12 protein-coding genes, 1 tRNA gene and 3 pseudogenes are annotated in these 19,192 nt (G+C 58.6%); 5 read left to right on the top strand and 11 right to left on the bottom strand.

The window, feature by feature from the left end:
- Positions 1–189: 189 nt before the first annotated feature.
- Positions 190–1,488 (bottom strand): phenylacetate--CoA ligase family protein, encoded by a 1,299-nt coding sequence (locus KH208_RS12090; protein WP_291436606.1) that lies wholly within the window; start codon positions 1,486–1,488, stop codon positions 190–192.
- Between the two features lie 60 nt (positions 1,489–1,548).
- Positions 1,549–2,607 carry a DUF1786 domain-containing protein gene (locus tag KH208_RS12085; protein WP_291436605.1) on the bottom strand — a complete coding sequence of 353 codons (1,059 nt, stop codon included), beginning with the start codon at positions 2,605–2,607 and terminating at the stop codon, positions 1,549–1,551.
- Between the two features lie 127 nt (positions 2,608–2,734).
- Between KH208_RS12085 and KH208_RS12080 the strand changes: the two genes are divergently transcribed.
- The 4 genes and pseudogenes from KH208_RS12080 to KH208_RS12065 all read left to right on the top strand — a co-directional run.
- A tRNA-Leu gene (locus tag KH208_RS12080) sits at positions 2,735–2,819 on the top strand.
- A 173-nt stretch (positions 2,820–2,992) separates the two neighbouring features.
- Positions 2,993–4,198 (top strand): integrase arm-type DNA-binding domain-containing protein, encoded by a 1,206-nt coding sequence (locus tag KH208_RS12075; protein ID WP_291436604.1) that lies wholly within the window; start codon positions 2,993–2,995, stop codon positions 4,196–4,198.
- Positions 4,199–4,303: 105 nt separating this feature from the next.
- Positions 4,304–5,422, top strand: a pseudogene (locus KH208_RS12070) (IS481 family transposase).
- Between the two features lie 131 nt (positions 5,423–5,553).
- Positions 5,554–5,767: pseudogene (locus KH208_RS12065) on the top strand (DDE-type integrase/transposase/recombinase); the annotation flags it as partial.
- Positions 5,768–5,904: 137 nt separating this feature from the next.
- Here KH208_RS12065 and KH208_RS12060 read toward each other — a convergent pair.
- Together KH208_RS12060 and KH208_RS12055 are read right to left on the bottom strand one after the other, a co-directional pair.
- Positions 5,905–8,022, bottom strand: a complete 2,118-nt coding sequence (locus KH208_RS12060) for a hypothetical protein (RefSeq protein WP_291436603.1) — start codon at positions 8,020–8,022, stop codon at positions 5,905–5,907.
- A gap of 83 nt (positions 8,023–8,105) precedes the next feature.
- A complete protein-coding gene (locus tag KH208_RS12055) occupies positions 8,106–9,281 on the bottom strand; it encodes a calcium-binding protein (RefSeq protein WP_291436607.1) in 1,176 nt (391 codons plus the stop codon).
- Between the two features lie 70 nt (positions 9,282–9,351).
- On the opposite strand from KH208_RS12055, the pseudogene KH208_RS12050 reads away from it, so the two are divergent.
- Positions 9,352–10,294, top strand: a pseudogene (locus KH208_RS12050) (IS481 family transposase).
- A gap of 218 nt (positions 10,295–10,512) precedes the next feature.
- Here KH208_RS12050 and trpA read toward each other — a convergent pair.
- The 7 genes from trpA to KH208_RS12015 form a co-directional block, all read right to left on the bottom strand.
- Positions 10,513–11,280 carry a tryptophan synthase subunit alpha gene (gene trpA / locus KH208_RS12045; protein ID WP_291436602.1) on the bottom strand — a complete coding sequence of 256 codons (768 nt, stop codon included), beginning with the start codon at positions 11,278–11,280 and terminating at the stop codon, positions 10,513–10,515.
- A gap of 2 nt (positions 11,281–11,282) precedes the next feature.
- Positions 11,283–12,461 (bottom strand): tryptophan synthase subunit beta, encoded by a 1,179-nt coding sequence (trpB, locus tag KH208_RS12040; RefSeq protein ID WP_291436601.1) that lies wholly within the window; start codon positions 12,459–12,461, stop codon positions 11,283–11,285.
- A gap of 1 nt (position 12,462) precedes the next feature.
- Positions 12,463–13,092, bottom strand: coding sequence for a phosphoribosylanthranilate isomerase (locus tag KH208_RS12035; RefSeq protein ID WP_291436600.1), 630 nt, complete (start codon positions 13,090–13,092; stop codon positions 12,463–12,465).
- Entirely contained in the window at positions 13,082–13,972 is an 891-nt protein-coding gene (locus tag KH208_RS12030; RefSeq protein ID WP_291436599.1) for an indole-3-glycerol-phosphate synthase, read from the bottom strand. The genes KH208_RS12035 and KH208_RS12030 overlap by 11 nt, the downstream gene beginning before the upstream one ends.
- Positions 13,962–15,554, bottom strand: coding sequence for an anthranilate phosphoribosyltransferase (gene trpD, locus KH208_RS12025; protein WP_291436598.1), 1,593 nt, complete (start codon positions 15,552–15,554; stop codon positions 13,962–13,964). Before trpD ends, KH208_RS12030 begins: the two co-directional genes overlap by 11 nt.
- Complete coding sequence (locus KH208_RS12020) at positions 15,535–16,989, bottom strand: anthranilate synthase component I family protein (protein ID WP_291436597.1); 1,455 nt, start codon at positions 16,987–16,989, stop codon at positions 15,535–15,537. Before KH208_RS12020 ends, trpD begins: the two co-directional genes overlap by 20 nt.
- Before the next feature lie 304 nt (positions 16,990–17,293).
- On the bottom strand, positions 17,294–19,192 hold a 1,899-nt coding region (locus KH208_RS12015; protein WP_291436596.1), incomplete at its 5' end, for a TRAP transporter permease.

Here is a 19,192-nt window from a genome sequence, read left to right as displayed (position 1 = left end):
CCAGAACCAGACATCCAGATTGGCCGCGCCGGGGTGGACCATTTTCCACAGAGCCACCAGGCCCAGTACAATCCAGTTGGCGGGCAGGCCGAACACGTTCAGGAGCAGCACAAAACAGAGCAGCGTGACGAACGCTCCGGCCAGCAGATAGGCAATGGGAAACGGCAGAAAATCCATGCCCGTAGATTCCTATTTCTTGACCCGCATATCCTGCACGCGCACCGCCTTGCCTTCGGTACGGGGCAGGCTGTTGCTTTCCACCAGCTCCACCCTGGGCGTGACCAGAATTTCGTCGCGCAGGCGCTGGGCAATAACCTTTTGCAGATTCTGCAGCGCGCGCATGTCTTCCACAAAGTATTCGTCGCGGATTTCCACCTGTACCCGCATCACATCGCCGATGCCGTCGTTCTCCAGGAGAATCAGATAGCTCTGCCCCACTTCCTTGAAGGTCATGATGACCTGCTCGATCTGCATGGGGTAAACGTTGACGCCCTTGATGATGAACATGTCATCGGCCCGGCCCAGAATGCGATCCATACGCCGGTGCGCGCGGCCGCAGGCGCATTCGCCCGGCAGAAAGCGGGTCAGGTCGCGCGTGCGGTACCGCAGAATGGGCATGCCCTGGCGGCAGAGGCTGGTCATGACCAATTCACCCACCTCGCCGTCCGGTACGGGCTCGCCGGTGTCCGGATCCACGATTTCGGGAATATAAGCGTCCTCCCAGATGTGCAGGCCGTTCTGTTCAAGGCATTCAAAGCCCACGCCCGGTCCGTTCATTTCCGAAAGACCGTAGGAGTTGTAGGCCTTCATGTCGAAAAGTTCCTCAATGCGCTTGCGGAACTCCTCGGTATAGGGCTCCGCGCCCACCAGGGCGATACGCAGGGGAAAATCGCGCGGATCCTCGCCCATATTGCGCAGATGTTCGCCCAGAATCAGGGCGTAGGAAGGCAGAATGTGGGCCACCGTGGTGCGGAAGTCCTTGGCCAGTTTGATCTGGCGGCGCGAGTTGCCCGGCCCGGCGGGAATGGTCATGCAGCCCAGGCGCTCCGCGCCGAAGTGGATGCCCAGACCGCCCGTGAACAGGCCGTAGCCCGACATATTCTGGAAGACGTCGTCCCGGCGCACGCCTACCATATGCATACAGCGGGCCATGAGATCGGCCCAGGAGTTGATGTCGTTCTGGGTATGGCAGATAGCCACGGGCGTGCCCGTGGTGCCGCTGGAGCAGTGCATGCGCACGATTTCCGAGGGCGGCACGCACAGCAGCCCCGTGGGATACTGGGAGCGCAGATCCTGCTTGCTGGTGAAAGGGATGCGTCGCAGATCGTCCAGGCTGCGGATGGAATCCGGGCCGACGCCCGCTTCGTCCAGGCGCTCGCGGTAAAAGGCGCATTTGCGCGCCTGGGATAACGTGGCCCGCAGGCGCGTCAGCTGGGTTTCCGCGATACGTTCCCGGCTCCACAATTCCGCAGCGTCAAAAACTTCCATGCGCTTCTCCTCAATTCATGGCCGCGCCCTCATGCCGGAGCGCCCGCTGAAAATACACGCTCAGGCGGCGGCACGGGCGTGCGCCCATCCCCAGAGCAAGCCAAAACAACCGGCCAGCATCATATCGCCGTGTGGGGCCAGAAAACGCCCCTGCCCCTGGAGCAGGGCGCGCCGGGGCCCCAAGATAAAGGTGGGCGCATAACCGCCCGCCTCTTCGCAGAATGGCCCGAAGGCCGTGCCGTGTCCGCCGCCGGCCTGCACCTCTTCCGAAGGCAGCCAGCCCAGCCGGAACTGCTTCAAATCCTCCAGCAGCTGCTCCAGATCGCGCATGCCGGTGTGATGCTCGTAAATACCGCGCACTTTGCCCTGATAGACCAGGGCCGCCACTGTATGGCTGTTGCCCGCGTTGATGACCGTAATGCCCTCCCGGAAACTGCGCGCCAGCACCTCCGGATCGCACAAGGCGCCCAGCAGGGCGCAAGCTCCGGTATCCGCCACTGGTCCGCCGGTTTTTTCATGCAATGCCAGCAAACGGGTCAGGGAAGACGGCGGCGCGGGATAAATCCAGGAAGCGGGGTCGGCGGAAGCGGTCAGCAAAGCGCGCCAGGACTGCATCCGGCCCTGCCGGTTGCCGTGGGCGTGGTAGCCGTGGTCCTGCGCTCCGGCCAGTACCAGATGCGGTTGCGGCAAGCTGGAAAGGCGCAACAAACCGGCCCAGAATTCCGGCGCGTAGTCGGTCAGGAAAACGGGCACGCTGTTTTTCGGGCACGCCTCACTGAACTCCACGCCCATGCCGCGCACCACTTCCGCATTATCGTGGATGGCCTTGGCCGCGTCCGGCGTGGCCGTAGCGGACAGTCCAGCGGCCAGATGCTCCTTGAGCGCTTGGCCGAAGCCGCCTCCCATGTTGCCGCCGTGCAGCCAGAGGCCGCGCCGCAAAAGGGTCAGCTCGCGGATACGCTGAGCTACCAAACGTGCCGGAGACGGCAGAACGAAACGGGGCCAGTTCTCATACTCCAGACCGGGGCGGGCCAGCAGGGCGTCCTGGGTGCCGCTGCCGATATCCAGACAGAGCACCGGACCGGTCTCGCGCAAAAAACGATGTATGATCTCATCCATGGCCCTGTCTCCCGTTCCAGCCTTGATACCCGCAAGCGAGCATGAGCGCAAGCCTTCGGCCCGAAAATGGACGGTCCGCAAAAAATGCTTGCCAACAACAGCGACTTGATATAGACCAAAAACCCGTGCCGAGGTGGTGGAACTGGTAGACACGCTATCTTGAGGGGGTAGTGGCAATTGCTGTGCGGGTTCGAGTCCCGCCCTCGGCACCAAAAGAATGGTCAACGAAATTCACGAAAGCCCGCAAAGCTAAGAGCTAAGCGGGTTTTTGTTTTTTCTGATGTTCGATAACATTCGTGGTAGTTCGTTGACAGTCGCAAATTTTTTGGGGTAATTCTTGGGGTAACCGGATTACCCCAAAAACTGTACCTCTAAGAGTTACCCCATGCCCCTGTCTGACACCGCCCTACGCAACGCCAAGCCCCGGAATGCGCCATACAAGCTGTATGACGCCGAAGGGTTGTTCGTCATTGTCACCCCTGCTGGGGGTAAGTGGTGGCGTCTCAAGTATCGTTTTGGGGGTAAGGAGAAGCTGCTTTCACTGGGGACTTACCCCGACACCGGACTAAAAGAAGCACGGGGAAAACGGGACGAGGCCAGGAAACTCATTGCCCAGGGCATTGACCCAAGCGCTTACAGGAAGGAAAGCAAGGCCATTAATACAGCCGCCTGGCAAGATCAGGGCCGGACCTTCGAGTCTGTGGCGCGTGAATGGTTCGGTAAAAAGTATATCGCCTGGACGCCGGGGCATCAGAAGAAAATCCTCTCCCGCCTTGAAAATCAACTTTTTCCCTATCTGGGGGGTCGCCCCTTTTCCACTCTTGATGTGGCCGATTATCTTGCTGCCATCCAAAAGGCCGAGGCGCGCGGAGCCATTGAGACAGCCCATCGGCTAGCCCAGCTTTGCGGACAGATTTCGCGTTATGCGCGTATTGTCGGGATAGCCAAGCACGACGTAGCGGCGGGATTAACGGAAGCTCTTACACCTGTCCGGACCAAGCATTACGCCGCTATCACTTCTCCTTCCGACCTGGGACATCTGCTCAAGGCAATAGATTCCTACCATGGAGAACCAGCCATCTGCCATGCCTTGCGCATTCTCCCCTATGTCTTTGTACGTTCGGGAGAATTGCGCGGCGCGACATGGAAGGAAGTAAACTTTGACGCCGCCGAATGGGTTATCCCCCCCGAACGCATGAAGATGCGGCGGCCCCACATTATCCCTCTTGCCCAGCAGGTGGTGAGGCTGCTTCACTCCATGCGGGATTATTCCAACACGCGGAGTCTGATCTTCCCAAGCTCCTTTTCCTCATCCCGTTGCATCTCAGACATGGGTCTACTGAACGCCTTGCGGCGCATGGGCTACGGCAAGGAACAAATGACCGTCCACGGATTCAGAACTACCGCCTCTACCCTGCTCAATGAACAGGGATATAATCGGGACTGGATCGAGGCCCAGCTTGCCCATGCGGAGAGGAACGCCATCAGGGACGCATACAACCGGGCCGAGTATCTGCCGGAGCGCCGCCGCATGATGCAGGAATGGGCGGATTATCTGGACTCACTCTGTCTTGCGCATCAATTGCAGTAGTCTCGACTTGATCTGACAGCTATCCCTTGAAAGAAGAGGAGAACTCCGTTTTGATGGATATGTAACAGCACCATCAACCGGGCACTACGCCCACAGAGATTCCCCATGGAAAGTTTCAACCAAAACGTCATCAAGCACAAGACCGGACTTCTCAATCTCGCCGCCGAACTCGGCAATATCTCGAAAGCCTGCAAGATTATGGGCTTTTCACGCGATACGTTTTACCGGTATCAGTCCGCCCGAGACGAGAGCGGCGTGGAAGCATTTTTTGAAATCAACAGGCGCAAGCCCAACCTGAAGAATCGAGTTGAAGAAGCCACGGAGCTGGCGGTCATGGCTTTTGCCATCGATTTCCCGGTACATGGTCAGGTGCGGGCCAGCAACGAACTGCGCAAACTCGGCGTCTTTGTCTCGCCCTCCGGCGTCCGCTCCATCTGGCTTCGGCGCGGCTTGGCATCCATGAAGCAACGCCTGATAGTGCTGGAAAAGAAATCGCCAACGAGGGACTGGTGCTTACCGAGGCGCAAGTCCAGGCGCTAGAACGCAAGAAACAGGACGACGAGGCTTACGGCGAAATCAAAATGCATCATCCGGGCTATCTCGGCAGCCATGACACTTTCTACGTCGGCACCATCAAGGGCGTGGGCCGGATTTATCAGCAAACCTATGTTGACACATACTCCAAGTGGGCGGCGGCGAAACTCTACACCACTAAGACGCCCATCACAGGAGCCGACCTGCTCAATGACCGCGTTTTGCCTTTCTTCCTCTCACAAGAAATGGGTGTTATCCGCATCCTGACGGACAGGGGCACGGAATACTGCGGCAAGCTCGAAGAGCACGATTACGAACTGTACCTTGGCGTAAACGGCATAGAGCATACCAAGACCAAGGCGCGGCATCCGCAGACAAACGGCATCTGCGAACGTTTCCACAAAACCATCTTGCAGGAGTTTTACCAAGTTGCCTTCCGGCGGAAACTGTATCACTCTCTGGAGAAGCTACAGGCCGATCTGGACACTTGGATAGAGAACTACAACTCCGAACGAACTCATCAAGAAAAAATGTGTTGCGGAAGAACGCCAATGCAGGCACTCCTTGACGGAAAACTGCTCTGGAGGGCGAAGGTCGGACAACTCAATTAACCTGGCAACTGGCACCATCAAAATGGAACCGATTGTCAGATCAAGTCTGAACTACTACAATTCAATGTTATACTTATAATACTTAGCTTTCTGATTCTAAACATTATCTCGCTCTATCCCTTGAACAAGATGCCTGGAACCAAAGACATAAGCGAGTTTACCTTTTTTATGCGCAAACTCGGCATTTAGCCATGCATTCGTAAAAAGTACAGCCCCAAAGTGCTATCATGGCGACTATCCAGCACCATTCATGTAGATCTTTGTATTTCAGCCTTGGAAGAAGCCTTGGCGAAATTCGGCAGGCCAGAATATCATCAACACCGATTGAGGCAGACAGTTTACAAGTTTTGCGCTTACGAGCGTCCTGGGGGAAAACGTTTTCCGTATTTCCATGGACTGGCGTGGGCGGTGGCTGGACAATGTGTTATCGAGCGCCTTTATTTCCTGGCCAAACAATAGGGTCACCTCTCCTTATCATATATCCTTCCTTGTTGGTGACGGCGGTTGCGGCACCCAAAACCTAAACAAGTTGGCAACTACTTCTATTCCGTCTCAAAATCGTCAGCGGTGGTCAAAGCGTACGCTCTGTGTCGTTTGCCCTTGCTTCACGGGATCTGAGGCTAAAAATTGATCGACTGCCGCTTGCAGGCTTTGGCGTTCCGCATCTGAAATTTCACTGCTGCCTTGTGCGCCATTTACAAGACTATTTATGAGAGCGCCGTGCAGCGCCAGCCTGTCGCCTTCTTCATTGCCTGTAAAAAGAGAGCTGTTGAGAATGAACCCATAAATTGCAATGTTGTCCGAACCATTTCCAGAATATATGCTGCTGTTATTGATAAATCCCTTGATATCGATAGTGTCGTTTCCATCACCGGATGTAAAAAATAAATCCGAAACATTTCCATCAACAGTAAAACTGTTGTCACCATTGCCCAATGAAATATTTGCCGTCCAGACACTGCCCCGTACATATACAGTGTCATTGCCGCTGGAAGTGTTTATGGAACTGTGAGCGAGATCGCCTAAGGTAAAGTTATTATCGCCGTTCCCAGTGAAAATAGAAGTGGCAATCATCGCGTTTATATTAACTTCATTATTGCCGTCTCCAGTCTGAATCTCAGAGCTTATGGCATTATCCGATAAAATTTTATTATTTCCATTTCCTACAGCGATAGAAACGTCCCTCATCTCATGAATGTTAATGCTGTTATCGCCATTCCCAGTATGTATTTCGCTCTGCAGCTTAGTTTCATCTGCTGTGATGTTGTTATTGCCATTTCCCAGATGCATTTCTCCGTAGAGCACACCCATGGAAATGGAATTATTCCCATCGCCAAAATTAAAAATCGCATCAGCTACAAAAATATCTTTTTTGTGACTACCTACTTCTGTAGTTACATCTTGTTCTATCATAAGACTGTCATTCTTGAATAATGATGAGGCGACGATGTCCTTTCCTATGGAAATAATATTGTTACCTTGGCCAATATTTACTTCTTTTTGGACAACAGAATCGATTTTTATAGTATTATTTCCGTCTCCAACCTTAAGTTCTCCCACCAATGAATGAGTGCCAATAACATTTATACTATTATCGCCATTTCCAACGAAAACAGAACTTGATGTTGTGCTTTTTATCGTGTTCTTTCCATTTCCAGCGGTAATAACTGCGCCACCAGAATCAGTGTCCACAAATATATTATTGTCCCCGTCGCCAGCAGATACAACGGCCGGTGCACTGCTTTTTATTTCATTATTGCCGTTTCCAACGCTGATATTTGTTCCATTAAGAGTATCGCCAACAGCGATATAGTTATCTCCATCACCCGCTGTGATATTTTCTATGGCTGATTTAATGAAAATTTTGTTATTTCCTTCACCAGCATTGAGCGTGCCTACGCTATTAAAGCTGAGAATGGTGTCATTGCCAGCGCCACCAGTGATAGCTCCCGCCCCAAACAGGTTAATAATGACGTCATTGCCGTCGGTACCATCAAGGGCTTCCCATGCGCCGGCCTGCCCATATTGCTTGCGGGTCGCACCCTCGTGGATGAGTAAACTGCCGTCCTCGGCTTCACTGATGATCGTATTGGCATTGATCTCAAGAGTCTGGCTAGAACCGTCACCCCTGACAATATCAACCAGGACTTTCTTTTCCAACCCGGCCACGGCTAGCGCTCTATTTTCCGTTTTGTCATAATCTGTCGTATAGATGGAAACTTTCGCACCGGAGTTCAGCGTGGCGGTGGCCAACAGCCCTTTGCCCTGATTCGTCTGCGTGGAGGCATCCGTTTCGTTGCTTTGCAGAAGTTGCTCGCCATTGCCAGCGGCGATTCCAGCAGCCGCGCTTTGAATTTCGACCGTCGTTGCTTCGGAATTACCAACCTGTGGGATGACCGCTGATTTCTGATTCACATCAAATTTTTCTATTTTGGCGTCCATTGAAACAGGTTCTACAGTCCCAGCAACACTTATTTCTTCATGGGACGCGGTCTGTACAGAAGCGGTGGGTTGCCCGCCATTCTGGCGTAGTGTACTCAACGCGCGGTCTGAGAGGTCAAGTTTATCTTCAGGCAGTAGATACTCAACAGAAGCTGCCTCTTCTTCATTGGGAAGAGGATTTGTCTTAATCTGTAATAGTGCAGAGATGGAAGATAAATTATCAGTGATTTTTATCATAAGCAATCTCCTTCATCTCTAGCAAAACATATCTGGATAAAATCAAGAGGCCGTAATACGGCCTCTTGATTTTATCCTCATGGCTATGCAAGCGTCGCGTCAACCATATCCTGTGGGATACCCGTAAGATCCACAGAAGCGATCTGTGTAAAATCGATAGCTGTTAAGCCCTCGGTGGAAATAATATTTGATGCGGCATCAGCGGCAAACAGAATGTCGTTTTGGGCTGAAGCATTGCTTGCTGCCAAAGACGCAATTTGAGCCGTCGTATACATCTGATTGGCGATATTAACGTATTCCATACCGCCGTCGACATACCAGTTATAGATAATAGCCCAGTCATTATTACCGGTGCCAATAGCTAAATTGTCGCCATCTTTCACCACATAGAGATCTGCGGTGCCGCGGATGACAAGGGTATCCTGGCCTGCATCGGCGGTAGATTCCACAAAGAAATCAAAACCGTCTCCGGTGTTCCACAAAAAGACGTCATTGCCTGCGCCACCGTAGAGGCTGTCATCGCCGGTCCCGCCGATGAGAGAATCATTCCCTCCGCCACCATAAATCAGGTCGTTACCCGCGCCGCCATCAATAGAGTCGTCGCCCAAGCCACCGTCAAAGGCGTTATCCTGGCTATTGCCAATCAATGTATCGTTATTGCCGGAACCCAACACGCTCTCAATACCAAAAAGCGCATCCCCCTCCGCATCGCCGCCGAGGCCGTAGCCGTAATAGCCTTGCTCCGTCAACTGATCCGTGAGCGTCACCGAAACGCCGGCATGATTCACAGTATCAACCGCCATTGAGTCATAAGAAGCGACGTCAATGCCGTTTCCGCCGCTCATGGTGTCGGCACCGGCGCCTCCGTCAAGGATGTCGTCGCCATCGCCACCGATCAGAACATCATTGCCATCGCCACCGTAAAGAGTGTCATTTCCGGTCCCGCCATCCAGCGTGTCAGCGTCGTCTCCACCATCAAGATAATCATCGTCAGCGCCGCCGTTCAAAGCATCGTTGCCGGTGCCGCCGAAAAGCGTATCATTGCCGGCACCGCCATCCAGTGCATCGTTGTCGGCTCCGCCATCAAGATAGTCGTTACCGTCTCCTCCATCCAGCAAATCTACCCCATCCCCACCATAGAGGCTGTCAGCCCCGGCGTCTCCGTACAGGGAGTCATTTCCGGTCCCGCCGAATATCTTATCATCACCGTTTTGGCCGTGGACAAGGTCATTGCCAGTTTTGGCATGTAAAGTTTCAATAGGTTGTTCACCTGCCTCAAATCGGTAAAGCTGGAGTTAGCAGACTACAGCAAACCGCGCCGAGGACAGAGTGAACAGCCATAAGAATGCCAAACTGACGGCCAGAGGTCGAGAAGAAATGATCCGGCGGATGCAGGCCGCCCCGGCTGCTGCGGTAGCGGCTGGTTTTGGCGTCAGCCTGAGAACTGCCGGAAAATGGATGAATCGATTCCGGCAGGGAGGCTCCGAGGCGCTGGCGGACAGAAGTTCCCGCCCGGAGCATTGCCGGAGCAAGCTGACGGAACGTGATTTTGGTTGTGTTTTGGCGTTGCGCAAGAATCGGCTGACGGCGATGAGATCGCTTTGCGGCTTGGCCTTTGCCGCAGCACTGTGTTTCGGGCCCTGCGTAAGCTCGATTGCTCACAGCTTGCCTGTCTGGAAGAAAAACAGCCTGTACAGTGTTATCAATGGGAACAGCCGGGACAGATGCTCCACCAGGACATTAAAAAGCTCGGCAAAATTGATGGGGTTGGACATCGAAAAACAGGAACCCGACAAGTTCATCGCCGCAGGCCGGGTTGGGAATATTTTCATGTCTGCATAGATGATGCCTCCAGAGCCGCGTATACCGCGGTACTTGCTGACGAGACAGCGGAAAGCGCCATAGAATTTTTATGATTTGCGATTGCCTGGTATGCCTCACACGGCATCAAAGTGGAGCGAGTGCTCACAGACAACGGGGCTTGTTACAAGTCCTGGAAATTTCGTGCTGCCTGCCGTAAATTTGGCGTAACGCATAAGCGAACGCGGCCTTATCATCCACAAACCAACGGTAAGGCGGAACGCTTCACTCGAACGGCATTAAAAGAGTGGGCATACGCGCAAACGTACACCCACTCATGGAAAAGAACAGCCAATTTGCCTGTCTGGACAGAATATTACAATTTTCAGCGTCCCCACAGTGCTCTTGGCAGGAAAACTCCGGCTTTAGCGATGAAAGGAGGGTGAATAACCTGTTGAGACTCTACACCTAGGCACAGCCCTCATTAAAACGCCGTCCGCGAAAAGCTGAATTTTTTCGGGCAGCAAGGCGGGCGAAGCCGTATTGAACATACCGCGAGGTCAATTTCTTTTTTGCAACGCAGCTGCACGCAAAAAGGCGGCTTTGCAGCAGGCGCTTTTAATGAGGGCTGAGCCTAAACGCGTTCCATGTTTCGGAGCACGCGCCGTTCAGAGACTGGCGAATGTTTCCCTATTTCCAGCGGGCCAGGAAATCCGCCGCGCTTTCACCGGCGTCCACATGTTTCAGCAAAGCGCTGCCGAAGACCACGGCGTCGGGCCAAGCCTCTGTGGGCAGTTCCGAAAGCTGCGAGGGCTCGCGCAGACCGAAGCCCAAGGCCAGCGGCAGGGAAAAAACCTTGCGCGCCCGTTTCATGGTGGCCGCTACCTGGGGAGCCAGGCCGCCGCGTTCGCCCGTTATTCCCATGACCGAGACCACATAGACATAGCCCTGGCCTTCGGCGGCATAGAGAGCCATGCGCTCCTCGCTGGTATTGGGCCCCACCAGAGGAATCAGGGCGATGCCGTATTTGCCCAGCGCGGCCCGCATGGGCGCGGACTCCTCATGCGGCAGGTCCGGCACGATCAGGCCGTGCACCCCGGCTTTTTCCGCGTCGCGGGCCAGTTCTTCCAGACCATACTGCAAAAAGGGATTGAGATAGCCCATGAGCACCACGCCCGCCTTGATCAGGCCCTTGCGCCGCGCCAGTTCCTTCAGAATTTCGCGCAGATTGACGCCGTCGCTCAGAGCGCGGCGCGAGGCCTCTTCCACCACCGGCCCGTCGGCCACGGGATCGGAAAAGGGCACGCCGATTTCAATGACATCCGCGCCGTTTTCATCCAGTTCCATCAGCGTGGGCCAGAAGCGGGCACGGTCGGGAAAGCCCGCGGTCAGAAAGGGGATAAGTGCCGGGCGTCCGGCGGCCGTGGCCTTGCGGATTTTTTCTTCAAGCACATGCATGACTATACCTCTTTTTCGGCAAGCGCCGCGCGAATGATGTCCATGTCCTTGTCGCCCCGGCCCGAGAGATTGACCACCACATGGCTGCCGGGCGTGAATTCCTGCGGATGGTCCAGCACCCAGGCCAGCGCGTGCGAAGATTCCAGGGCGGGCAGTATGCCCTCGCTCCGGCAGAGCCGCAAGAAGGCGGCCAGAGCGTTGGCGTCCTTGACCATGCCGTAATGCACGCGGCCGCTCTTGTGCAGAAAGGCGTGTTCCGGCCCCACGCCGGGATAGTCCAGCCCGGCGGAAATGGAGTGCGAAGGCTCGATCTGGCCGTCATTGTTCTGCAACAGCATGCTGTAATTGCCGTGCAGCACGCCGGGCGTGCCCAGGTTCAGCGGCGCGGAATTGAAGCAGCCCGTCTCGCCGGTGCCCGCTGCTTCCACGCCGACAAGCCGCACGCCGGCATCCTCCAGGAAAGGATGAAACATGCCGATGGCATTGGAGCCGCCGCCCACGCAGGCCACCACGGCATCCGGCAGCCTGCCGGTCTTTTCCAGCATCTGGGCGCGGGTTTCCCGGCCGATGACGCTTTGCAGCCTGCGTACAAGGGTAGGGAAAGGATGCGGCCCGGCGGCCGTGCCGAAACAGTAATGGGTTGTCTGCTGGCTGGCGATCCAGGCCCGCAGGGCCTCGTTGATGGCGTCCTTGAGCGTGCGGGTGCCGCTCTGCACGGCGTGCACCTCGGCGCCCAGCAGTTTCATGCGCCGGACATTGGCGGACTGGCGCTCCACATCCTCGCCGCCCATGTAGATGACGCAATCCATGCCCAGACGCGCGGCGGCCGACGCCGTGGCCACGCCGTGCTGGCCCGCGCCGGTTTCCGCCACCAGGGCCGCCTTGCCCATGTATTTCGCCAGCAGGGCCTGGCCCAGGGTATTGTTGATCTTGTGCGCGCCGGTATGCAGCAGATCCTCGCGCTTGAGCCAGAGGTTGAAACCCAGTTCCTCCGAAAGCGTGGGACAAAGGGTCAGAGGCGTGGCCCGACCGGCGTAATTGCGCAGAAGGTCATCCAGCTCCGCCTGAAATTCGGGCGTGGGCATGATCTCGCGCATGGCCGCTTCCACTTCCAGCAGCGGCGGCATGAGCAGTTCGGGCACAAAGCAGCCCCCGAATTCGCCGAAATAACTGTCTTTCATTTCACTTACCCGTTGCCTTTGGTTGTGCCGCGGCTCTCACGGCCGCCGCCATTTTCCGCAAATTTTTCCGGCCCGGCGCATCCTCGATGCCGGAATTGAAATCCACGCCGTCAGGCGCGCACTGCTTCAACGCCCGTTGCACATTGTCCGCGTTAAGCCCTCCGGCCAGCAGCCAGGGATGCGGAGCTCTGAGCCCATACAGGTCCTGCCATTCCAGACGCCTGCCGCTGCCGCCCCCGGCCAGGCCCGCGTCCAGCAGATACCAGGCGCAGGTTTCGGCATACTTTTGCAGCTCATTGTGCAGCAGGGCCCGGTGCATGTAGCGGTCCGGCCAGAGCACCCGGATGACCCGCTCCGCGCCCACGTCCCGCGCGCAGGCCACGCTCTGTCCGCCGTGCAGCTGGGCCAGATCCAGCCGGGCTTCGCGCATGATGCGCGCGATCTCACCGGCGTTCTGCTCCACAAACACGCCCACCCGCTGCATGGAGCCGCTTTGCAGGCGCGCGGCCTGTTCCGGGGCGACGACGCGCGGACTTTTGGGGTGAAAAATAAAACCGCAGAAACGCGCGCCCAGACGCGCGGCCTCATCCACATCCTCCTGACGGGTCAGGCCGCAGATTTTACTCAGCATGACTATTCTCTCCCCCAAGTTCGTCGCTGTCCACTGTCTCCGGCACAGAACAATGGCCCAGTTTGTCGCCGGACAGGGGACAGCTCAACAGGGACATCAGAGCCGCGCCGGGCATCCCCTGCTCCATCAGAGCCGTACCCACCAGGGCGGCCTGATAGCCCGCTTCGGCGGCCTGGACCAGATGTTCCGCGCGGCTGATGCCGCTGGCCGCCACCCAGATTTCGCCGTTTTCCGGCGGGCAGGACCGGGCCAGAGACAGGCAGGCCGCGCGGTCCACGGCAAAGGTTTGCAGATCCCTGGCATTGACCTGGATGATGCGCGCCCCGCTCTCGCGGGCCAGGCGCAGATCCGCCGCGTCAAATATTTCCACCACGGCGTGCAGGCCGAAGCCTTCGGCCTCTTCCCGCAATTGCCGCAGCAGGCGGGCCTCGGGTGTGAGCCGCACGATGAGCAGCAGGGCTGAAGCCGGGGTAACCGCCGTGGCCCGGACCTGCAGGGAATCAAAGATAAAATCCTTGCGCAGCAGCGGCAGAGGCGCGGCCGGATACAGGCCGGGCGCGGCCGCCCGCGTCAGAAAATCCAGCCTGCCGTGAAACCAGGTTTCTTCCGTGAGAATGGACAGGGCGTCGGCTCCGGCCGCCGCGTATTGGCGGACCACCTCTTCCACGTCCAGATCCTCGCGGATGACCCCGCGCGAGGGCGAGGCCCGCTTGTACTCGGCCACCACCGCGAGGGTAGCGCCCGAGGCGGGCGTGTTCAGAGCCGCTGCAAAATCCGGCCGGGAGGCCGTCAGCGGTTCGGGCAGGTTCCCCCGCTCCGCCGCCAGCCGCAGGGCCGCCACTTCGGTCTGCTTGGCCTGATGAAAACGTTCAAGCCGCATGCAGCACCTTCCTGCCCAGACCGGCGCTGACCGCTTCGCGGGCGCGGGCCATACACAGGGCCATATCCATGTTTTCCTCCAGCAGGTAGACGGCCAGGCCCACGTTCAGCGCCACCATGTCCAGCATGGCGCGGGAGCCGTTGCCCTCCAGCAGTTCCTTGAGCACGTCCACGGCTTCTTCCTTGCTGTGCACGGCCAGATCCTCGGGCGTACAGGAGCGGATGCCGAAATCCGCCGGGTCCAGGGCCAGGGGCCTGATTGTGCCGTTGTGCAGCAGGGAGATTTCAGCCGGGCCCATGGGCGTCAGCTCATCGTAACCGCCCGCGCCGCAGACCACGGCGGCCCGGTAGAGCGGCGACTGGAGCAGGGTTTCCGCCACCAGGGGCACCAGTTCGGGACGGGCCACGCCCATCAGCAGATGGCTGGGCCGGGCCGGGTTGATCATGGGGCCCAGGATGTTGAAAAGCGTGCGTACACCCAGTTCCTTGCGCAACGGGCCGATGTTCCTGAAAGCCGGATGGAAATGCGGGGCAAAGAGAAAAGCGAAATTGCGCCGCCGCACCATTTCGGCCACGGAAGCCGGATTTTCGTCCAGGGCGATGCCCAGGGCTTCCAGCGCGTCGGCGCTGCCGCACTTGGAGGACACGGCCCGGTTGCCGTGCTTGACCACCTTGTAGCCCATGCCCGCCAGCACCAGGGAGGTGGCTGTGGAGCAATTGAAGGAATTGCGCCCGTCGCCGCCCGTGCCTACCACGTCGATACTCGTGCCGGAGATGCCGTCCACGCGCACGGCGCGGGCCAGAGCCGCGCGGGTGGCATGGGCCAGCTCCAGGGCGCTTTCGCCCTTCATGCGCAGGCCCATGAGAAAGCTGCCCGCCTGGGCCGGACTCATCTTGCCGTCCATGAGCGAAGAAAAACCCGTGGCGGCCATTTCAGCCGTGAGATCCTCCTTGCGGGCCAGGCACTCCAGTATGGCGGTGAGACTGGCGGCCTCGTTATCCTTGTTCAGGACGGCCTGCGGGAAATTGCCCAGCAGGCGCAGCCCCTCGGGCGTGAGCACGGATTCGGGATGAAACTGCACGCCGACCCAGGGCCGGTCATTGTAGCGCAGGGCCATGACCTCGCCTTCCGGGGCCCGCGCGGTGACCGTGAAGCGGGGGTTGGCAGCGTCCTCGTCGGCGCGGACCACCAGAGAGTGATAGCGCCCCACCTTCATGGGATTGGGCAGGCCGTTGAACAGGCCCGTGCCGTCGTGCACGATTTCCGACTGTTTGCCGTGCATGATGCAGGGGCCCACTTCCACTCCGGCCCCGGCGTGCAGACCCAGAAGCTGATGGCCCAGGCAGACGCCGAGCACCGGCACGCGCGGATCGACGCGCTTGAGAAATTCCGGGCAGAGGCCCGCGTCGGCGGGATGCCCCGGCCCCGGCGAGATGCAGACCATGCTCAGCTCCGGGTCCGCGGCCGCCTCCAGCACGGCGGGGTCGTCGTTGCGCAGCACGCGCGGCGTATGCCCCAGGGCGTAAAAAGCCTGCACCAGATTGTAGGTGAAGGAATCATAATTATCGATGAGCAGAAACATATTCTTCGTCCTCCGCCCGCAAGACCAGGCGCATGATGGCTGATTTGTTGCACACTTCCTTCCATTCCAGTTCCGGGTCGGAATCATGGACAATGCCGCCGCCCGCCTGCCAGAAGAGCTTGCCGTCGCGCACCCACATGCTGCGGATGGTGATGCCCGTGTCCAGGTTGACGCTCCCCCGGTCCAGGCCCAGCCAGCCGATGCAGCCCGCGTAGGGGCCGCGTGCCCGGCCTTCCAGTGTGCGGATGATTTCCATGGCCCGCACCTTGGGCGCGCCGGAAACCGTACCCGCCGGGAAAGAGGCGGCCAGCACGTCCAGAGCGTCCAGTCCGTCGGCCAGACGCGCCGTAACCCGGCTGGTCAGATGCATGACGTGGGAATAGCGTTCCACTTCCATGTAACGTTCCAGATTGACGCTGCCCGGCCGGGCCACGCGGCCCAGGTCGTTGCGGCCCAGATCCACCAGCATGACGTGCTCGGCCCGTTCCTTGGGGTCGTCGCGCAGTTCGGCGGCCAGCCGGGCGTCTTCCAGATCGTCCCTGCCCCGCCGCCGCGTGCCCGCGATAGGCGAGAGCTGCAAACGCCCTTCCGTGCAGCGGACCATGACCTCCGGCGAGGAGCCGAACAGGGTCAGCTCCGGGAAGCGCATATAGAACATGTAGGGAGAGGCATTGAAGCGGCGCATGCGCCGGTAAAGCTCAAAAGGATTGCCCGCGAAAGGCGTGGAAAACCGCACCGACGGCACGACCTGAATGGCTTCGCCCCGGCGCAGCATCTCCCTGATCCGCTCCACATAGGCCTTGTAGTCCGCCTCGCCGGGTTCCGCGCTGATTGCGTCCGGATCAAGCCCCGCGCCGCTGTTCCCATTGGCGGCGGGCTCGGCCGCCTCATGCGCGCTGCGCAGGGGACGGTGCTCGCCCAGGCTGATCTGGCAGAGGCGATTGTAGAGGTGGTCGAAAACCAGCACCGTGCCGGGCAGGGCCAGCAGGCAGTCCGCCTCTTCCGGAGGCATGACGGAGGCCAGTTTGGCGCTGAACAGCCCGGCCATGCCGAAGCCCAGGTAACCGTACAGGGCACGGGTGATGGACGGCAGACCGGCGATATTTTCCGGCGGCGTGATCTCCAGGCGACGCATGAGCGCGCGCAGGCCTTCCACAAAGGGCTGCCCCTCCAGGTCGCCAAGCGGCGCGAAGCGCTGGTCCTCCACGCGCAGGGCCAGCCTGCCCTCCCGGCAGGAGATGAACAGGGCCATGTCGCAGGCCAGAATGCTGTACCGGCCCCAGCGTCCGTCCACTTCGGCGCTTTCCAGCAAGATGCCGTTGCCCGCGCCCACCATGCCCATAAACAGGCTGATGGGCGTGTCCATATCCGCCGGCAGCCAGCGGGCGGATTGCCGCACTTTCAGCGGCGGCCGCGCATTCCCTGTGTCTTTCATCTCTCTTGTCCTTGTGTGTGGTGGAAACAAAAAAAGCGCCGTCTCACGGGGAGACGGCGCTCACAATAGCTGACCTGAACGAACGGAACTCTTATGCCCGCACGTCTCCCCCCCGCATGTCGATGCGCCACCACCAGCCCATAAAGCTGTCAGCAAAGAAGGTGGTCGGGAAAGCGTGCATTGCAAAATCCTTGGCTGTTTTCAAAATCCGTTGTGTTTTCAGCCTCTACACAAAGTGACGGAGCTTGTCAAGGCCACGTGATGTTCATTCCGGCAAACTCTTCATCAGAACGGCCTATTGACACTAGCCGCCCGACGCAAGGCCGACCTTGCCCGCGACCGTTTCCGGATGCCTGGGCCCTTCCTTGAATGCCTTCTGCAACGCATAGACCGCCGCCATTAAGCCAAGGCCGATGATATCCGTCACCAGACCCGGTGTGATCAGCGTGATGGCCGCGGCCACCAACACCAGGCGTTCCCAGAGATAAAGGTTGCGCAGCCAGTACCCAACACTCGCGAAAGAAAGTGAGGCAATGCCCACAGCCGCAGTGCAGACGATGAAAACAATCTCCATATTGCTGGCGCCGATCATCAACAGGCCCGGGTTGTAGCAGAAAATATAGGGTATCAGAAAACCCGCCAGCGCCAGCTTGACGGCCATAAAGCCCGTGGCGTTGGGTTCCGACCGGGCGATGCCCGCCGCCGCGTACGCGGCCAGGGCTACCGGCGGAGTCAGGTCGGCCAGGATGCCGAAGTACATGATGAAGAGATGGGCGGCCAGCATGGGCACGCCGAAAGTCTGAATGGCCGGGGCCGCAATGGTGGCCAGGACGATATATTTGGCCGTGGTGGGCAGGCCCATGCCCAGCACAATGGAGGCCAGCATGGTGAAGAAGAGCGTCAGGGCGAAGCTGCCGGCGGAAAGGGTCAGAATGGCGTTAGCCAGCTTGAGCCCCACGCCGGTGAGCGTCACTACGCCGATGACAAAGCCCGTGCAGGCGCAGGCCGCGGCTACGCCCAAGGCCAAGCGGCCGCCGTTCTCCATGGCCTGCAGGATATCCTTCCCGGCCTGGCGATTGCACTGCGCAAGGGAAGGCCCGACATTCAGGCCGCTGGAGCTGGCTCCGGCCCAGGCCTTCCAGTTATTGGCCACCAGAGAAATGATCACGGTCGCCAGAATGCAGTAATAAGCCGATTTGAGCGGCGTATACCCCTGAATAAGCAGATAAATGAGCACGAAAATGGGAATGAGCAGATAGCCGCCCTGGCGCAGCACGAACCATGCGCGCGGCAGGCGTTCCTTGGGAATACCCTTGAGGCCCAGGCGTTTGGCCTCCATATGGACCATGAAGCCCACAGCCAGATAATACAACAGGGCCGGAATCAGCGCCGCCTTGGCGATTTCCACATAGCCCACGCCCAGGAACTGGGCCATGATGAAGGCCGCCGCGCCCATGATCGGGGGCATGATCTGGCCGCCCGTGGAGGAAGCCGCTTCCACCGCGCCGGCAAAAGCCCCCCGGTAGCCCACGCTTTTCATCAGAGGAATGGTGAAGGTGCCCGTGGACACGGTATTCGCCACGGAAGAGCCGGAAATGGTGCCGAAAAAGCCGCTCGCCAGTACGGCCACTTTGGCCGGGCCGCCCACAAAGCGACCGGCTGCGGCCAGCGCCAAGTCAATGAAGAATTTGCCCAGACCCGTACTGTGCAGAAACGCGCCGAACAGAATGAACAGAAAGACGAAGGAGGCCGAAACGCCCAGCGGCATGCCGAACAGGCCCTCCGTGGTCAGATACATATGGGCCACGATGCGTTTCATCGAAAAGCCGGGATGGCCCATCATGCCGGGGATCAGGTTGCCGAACTTGGCGTAGAGCAGAAAACAGACGGCAACCAGGGTGATCGGCAGCCCCACGATGCGCCGCGTGGCTTCCAGCACCAGCAGAATGGAAGCGCAGCCGAAAATAAAGTCCATCTCGGTGGGCGGCCCGGCATCCAGCACGATCACGTCGTAATTCCAGACGATATAGCCGCAGACCGCCGCACCGGCGGCGGCCAGCAACACGTCGTACCAAGTCAGCTTATGCTTGCTGCCTGTGGCGCGCGCCGGATACAGCAGATAGATCAGCACCAGCACAAAGCCCAGGTGCACGGCGCGCTGGATTTGCGGCGGGTACGCGCCGGTGGCCGCTGTAAAAAGATG

This window comes from Desulfovibrio sp. (assembly GCF_018379785.1).
Taxonomy (GTDB): Bacteria; Desulfobacterota; Desulfovibrionia; order Desulfovibrionales; family Desulfovibrionaceae; genus Desulfovibrio.
This window is presented reverse-complemented; position numbering and strand designations above follow the sequence as displayed.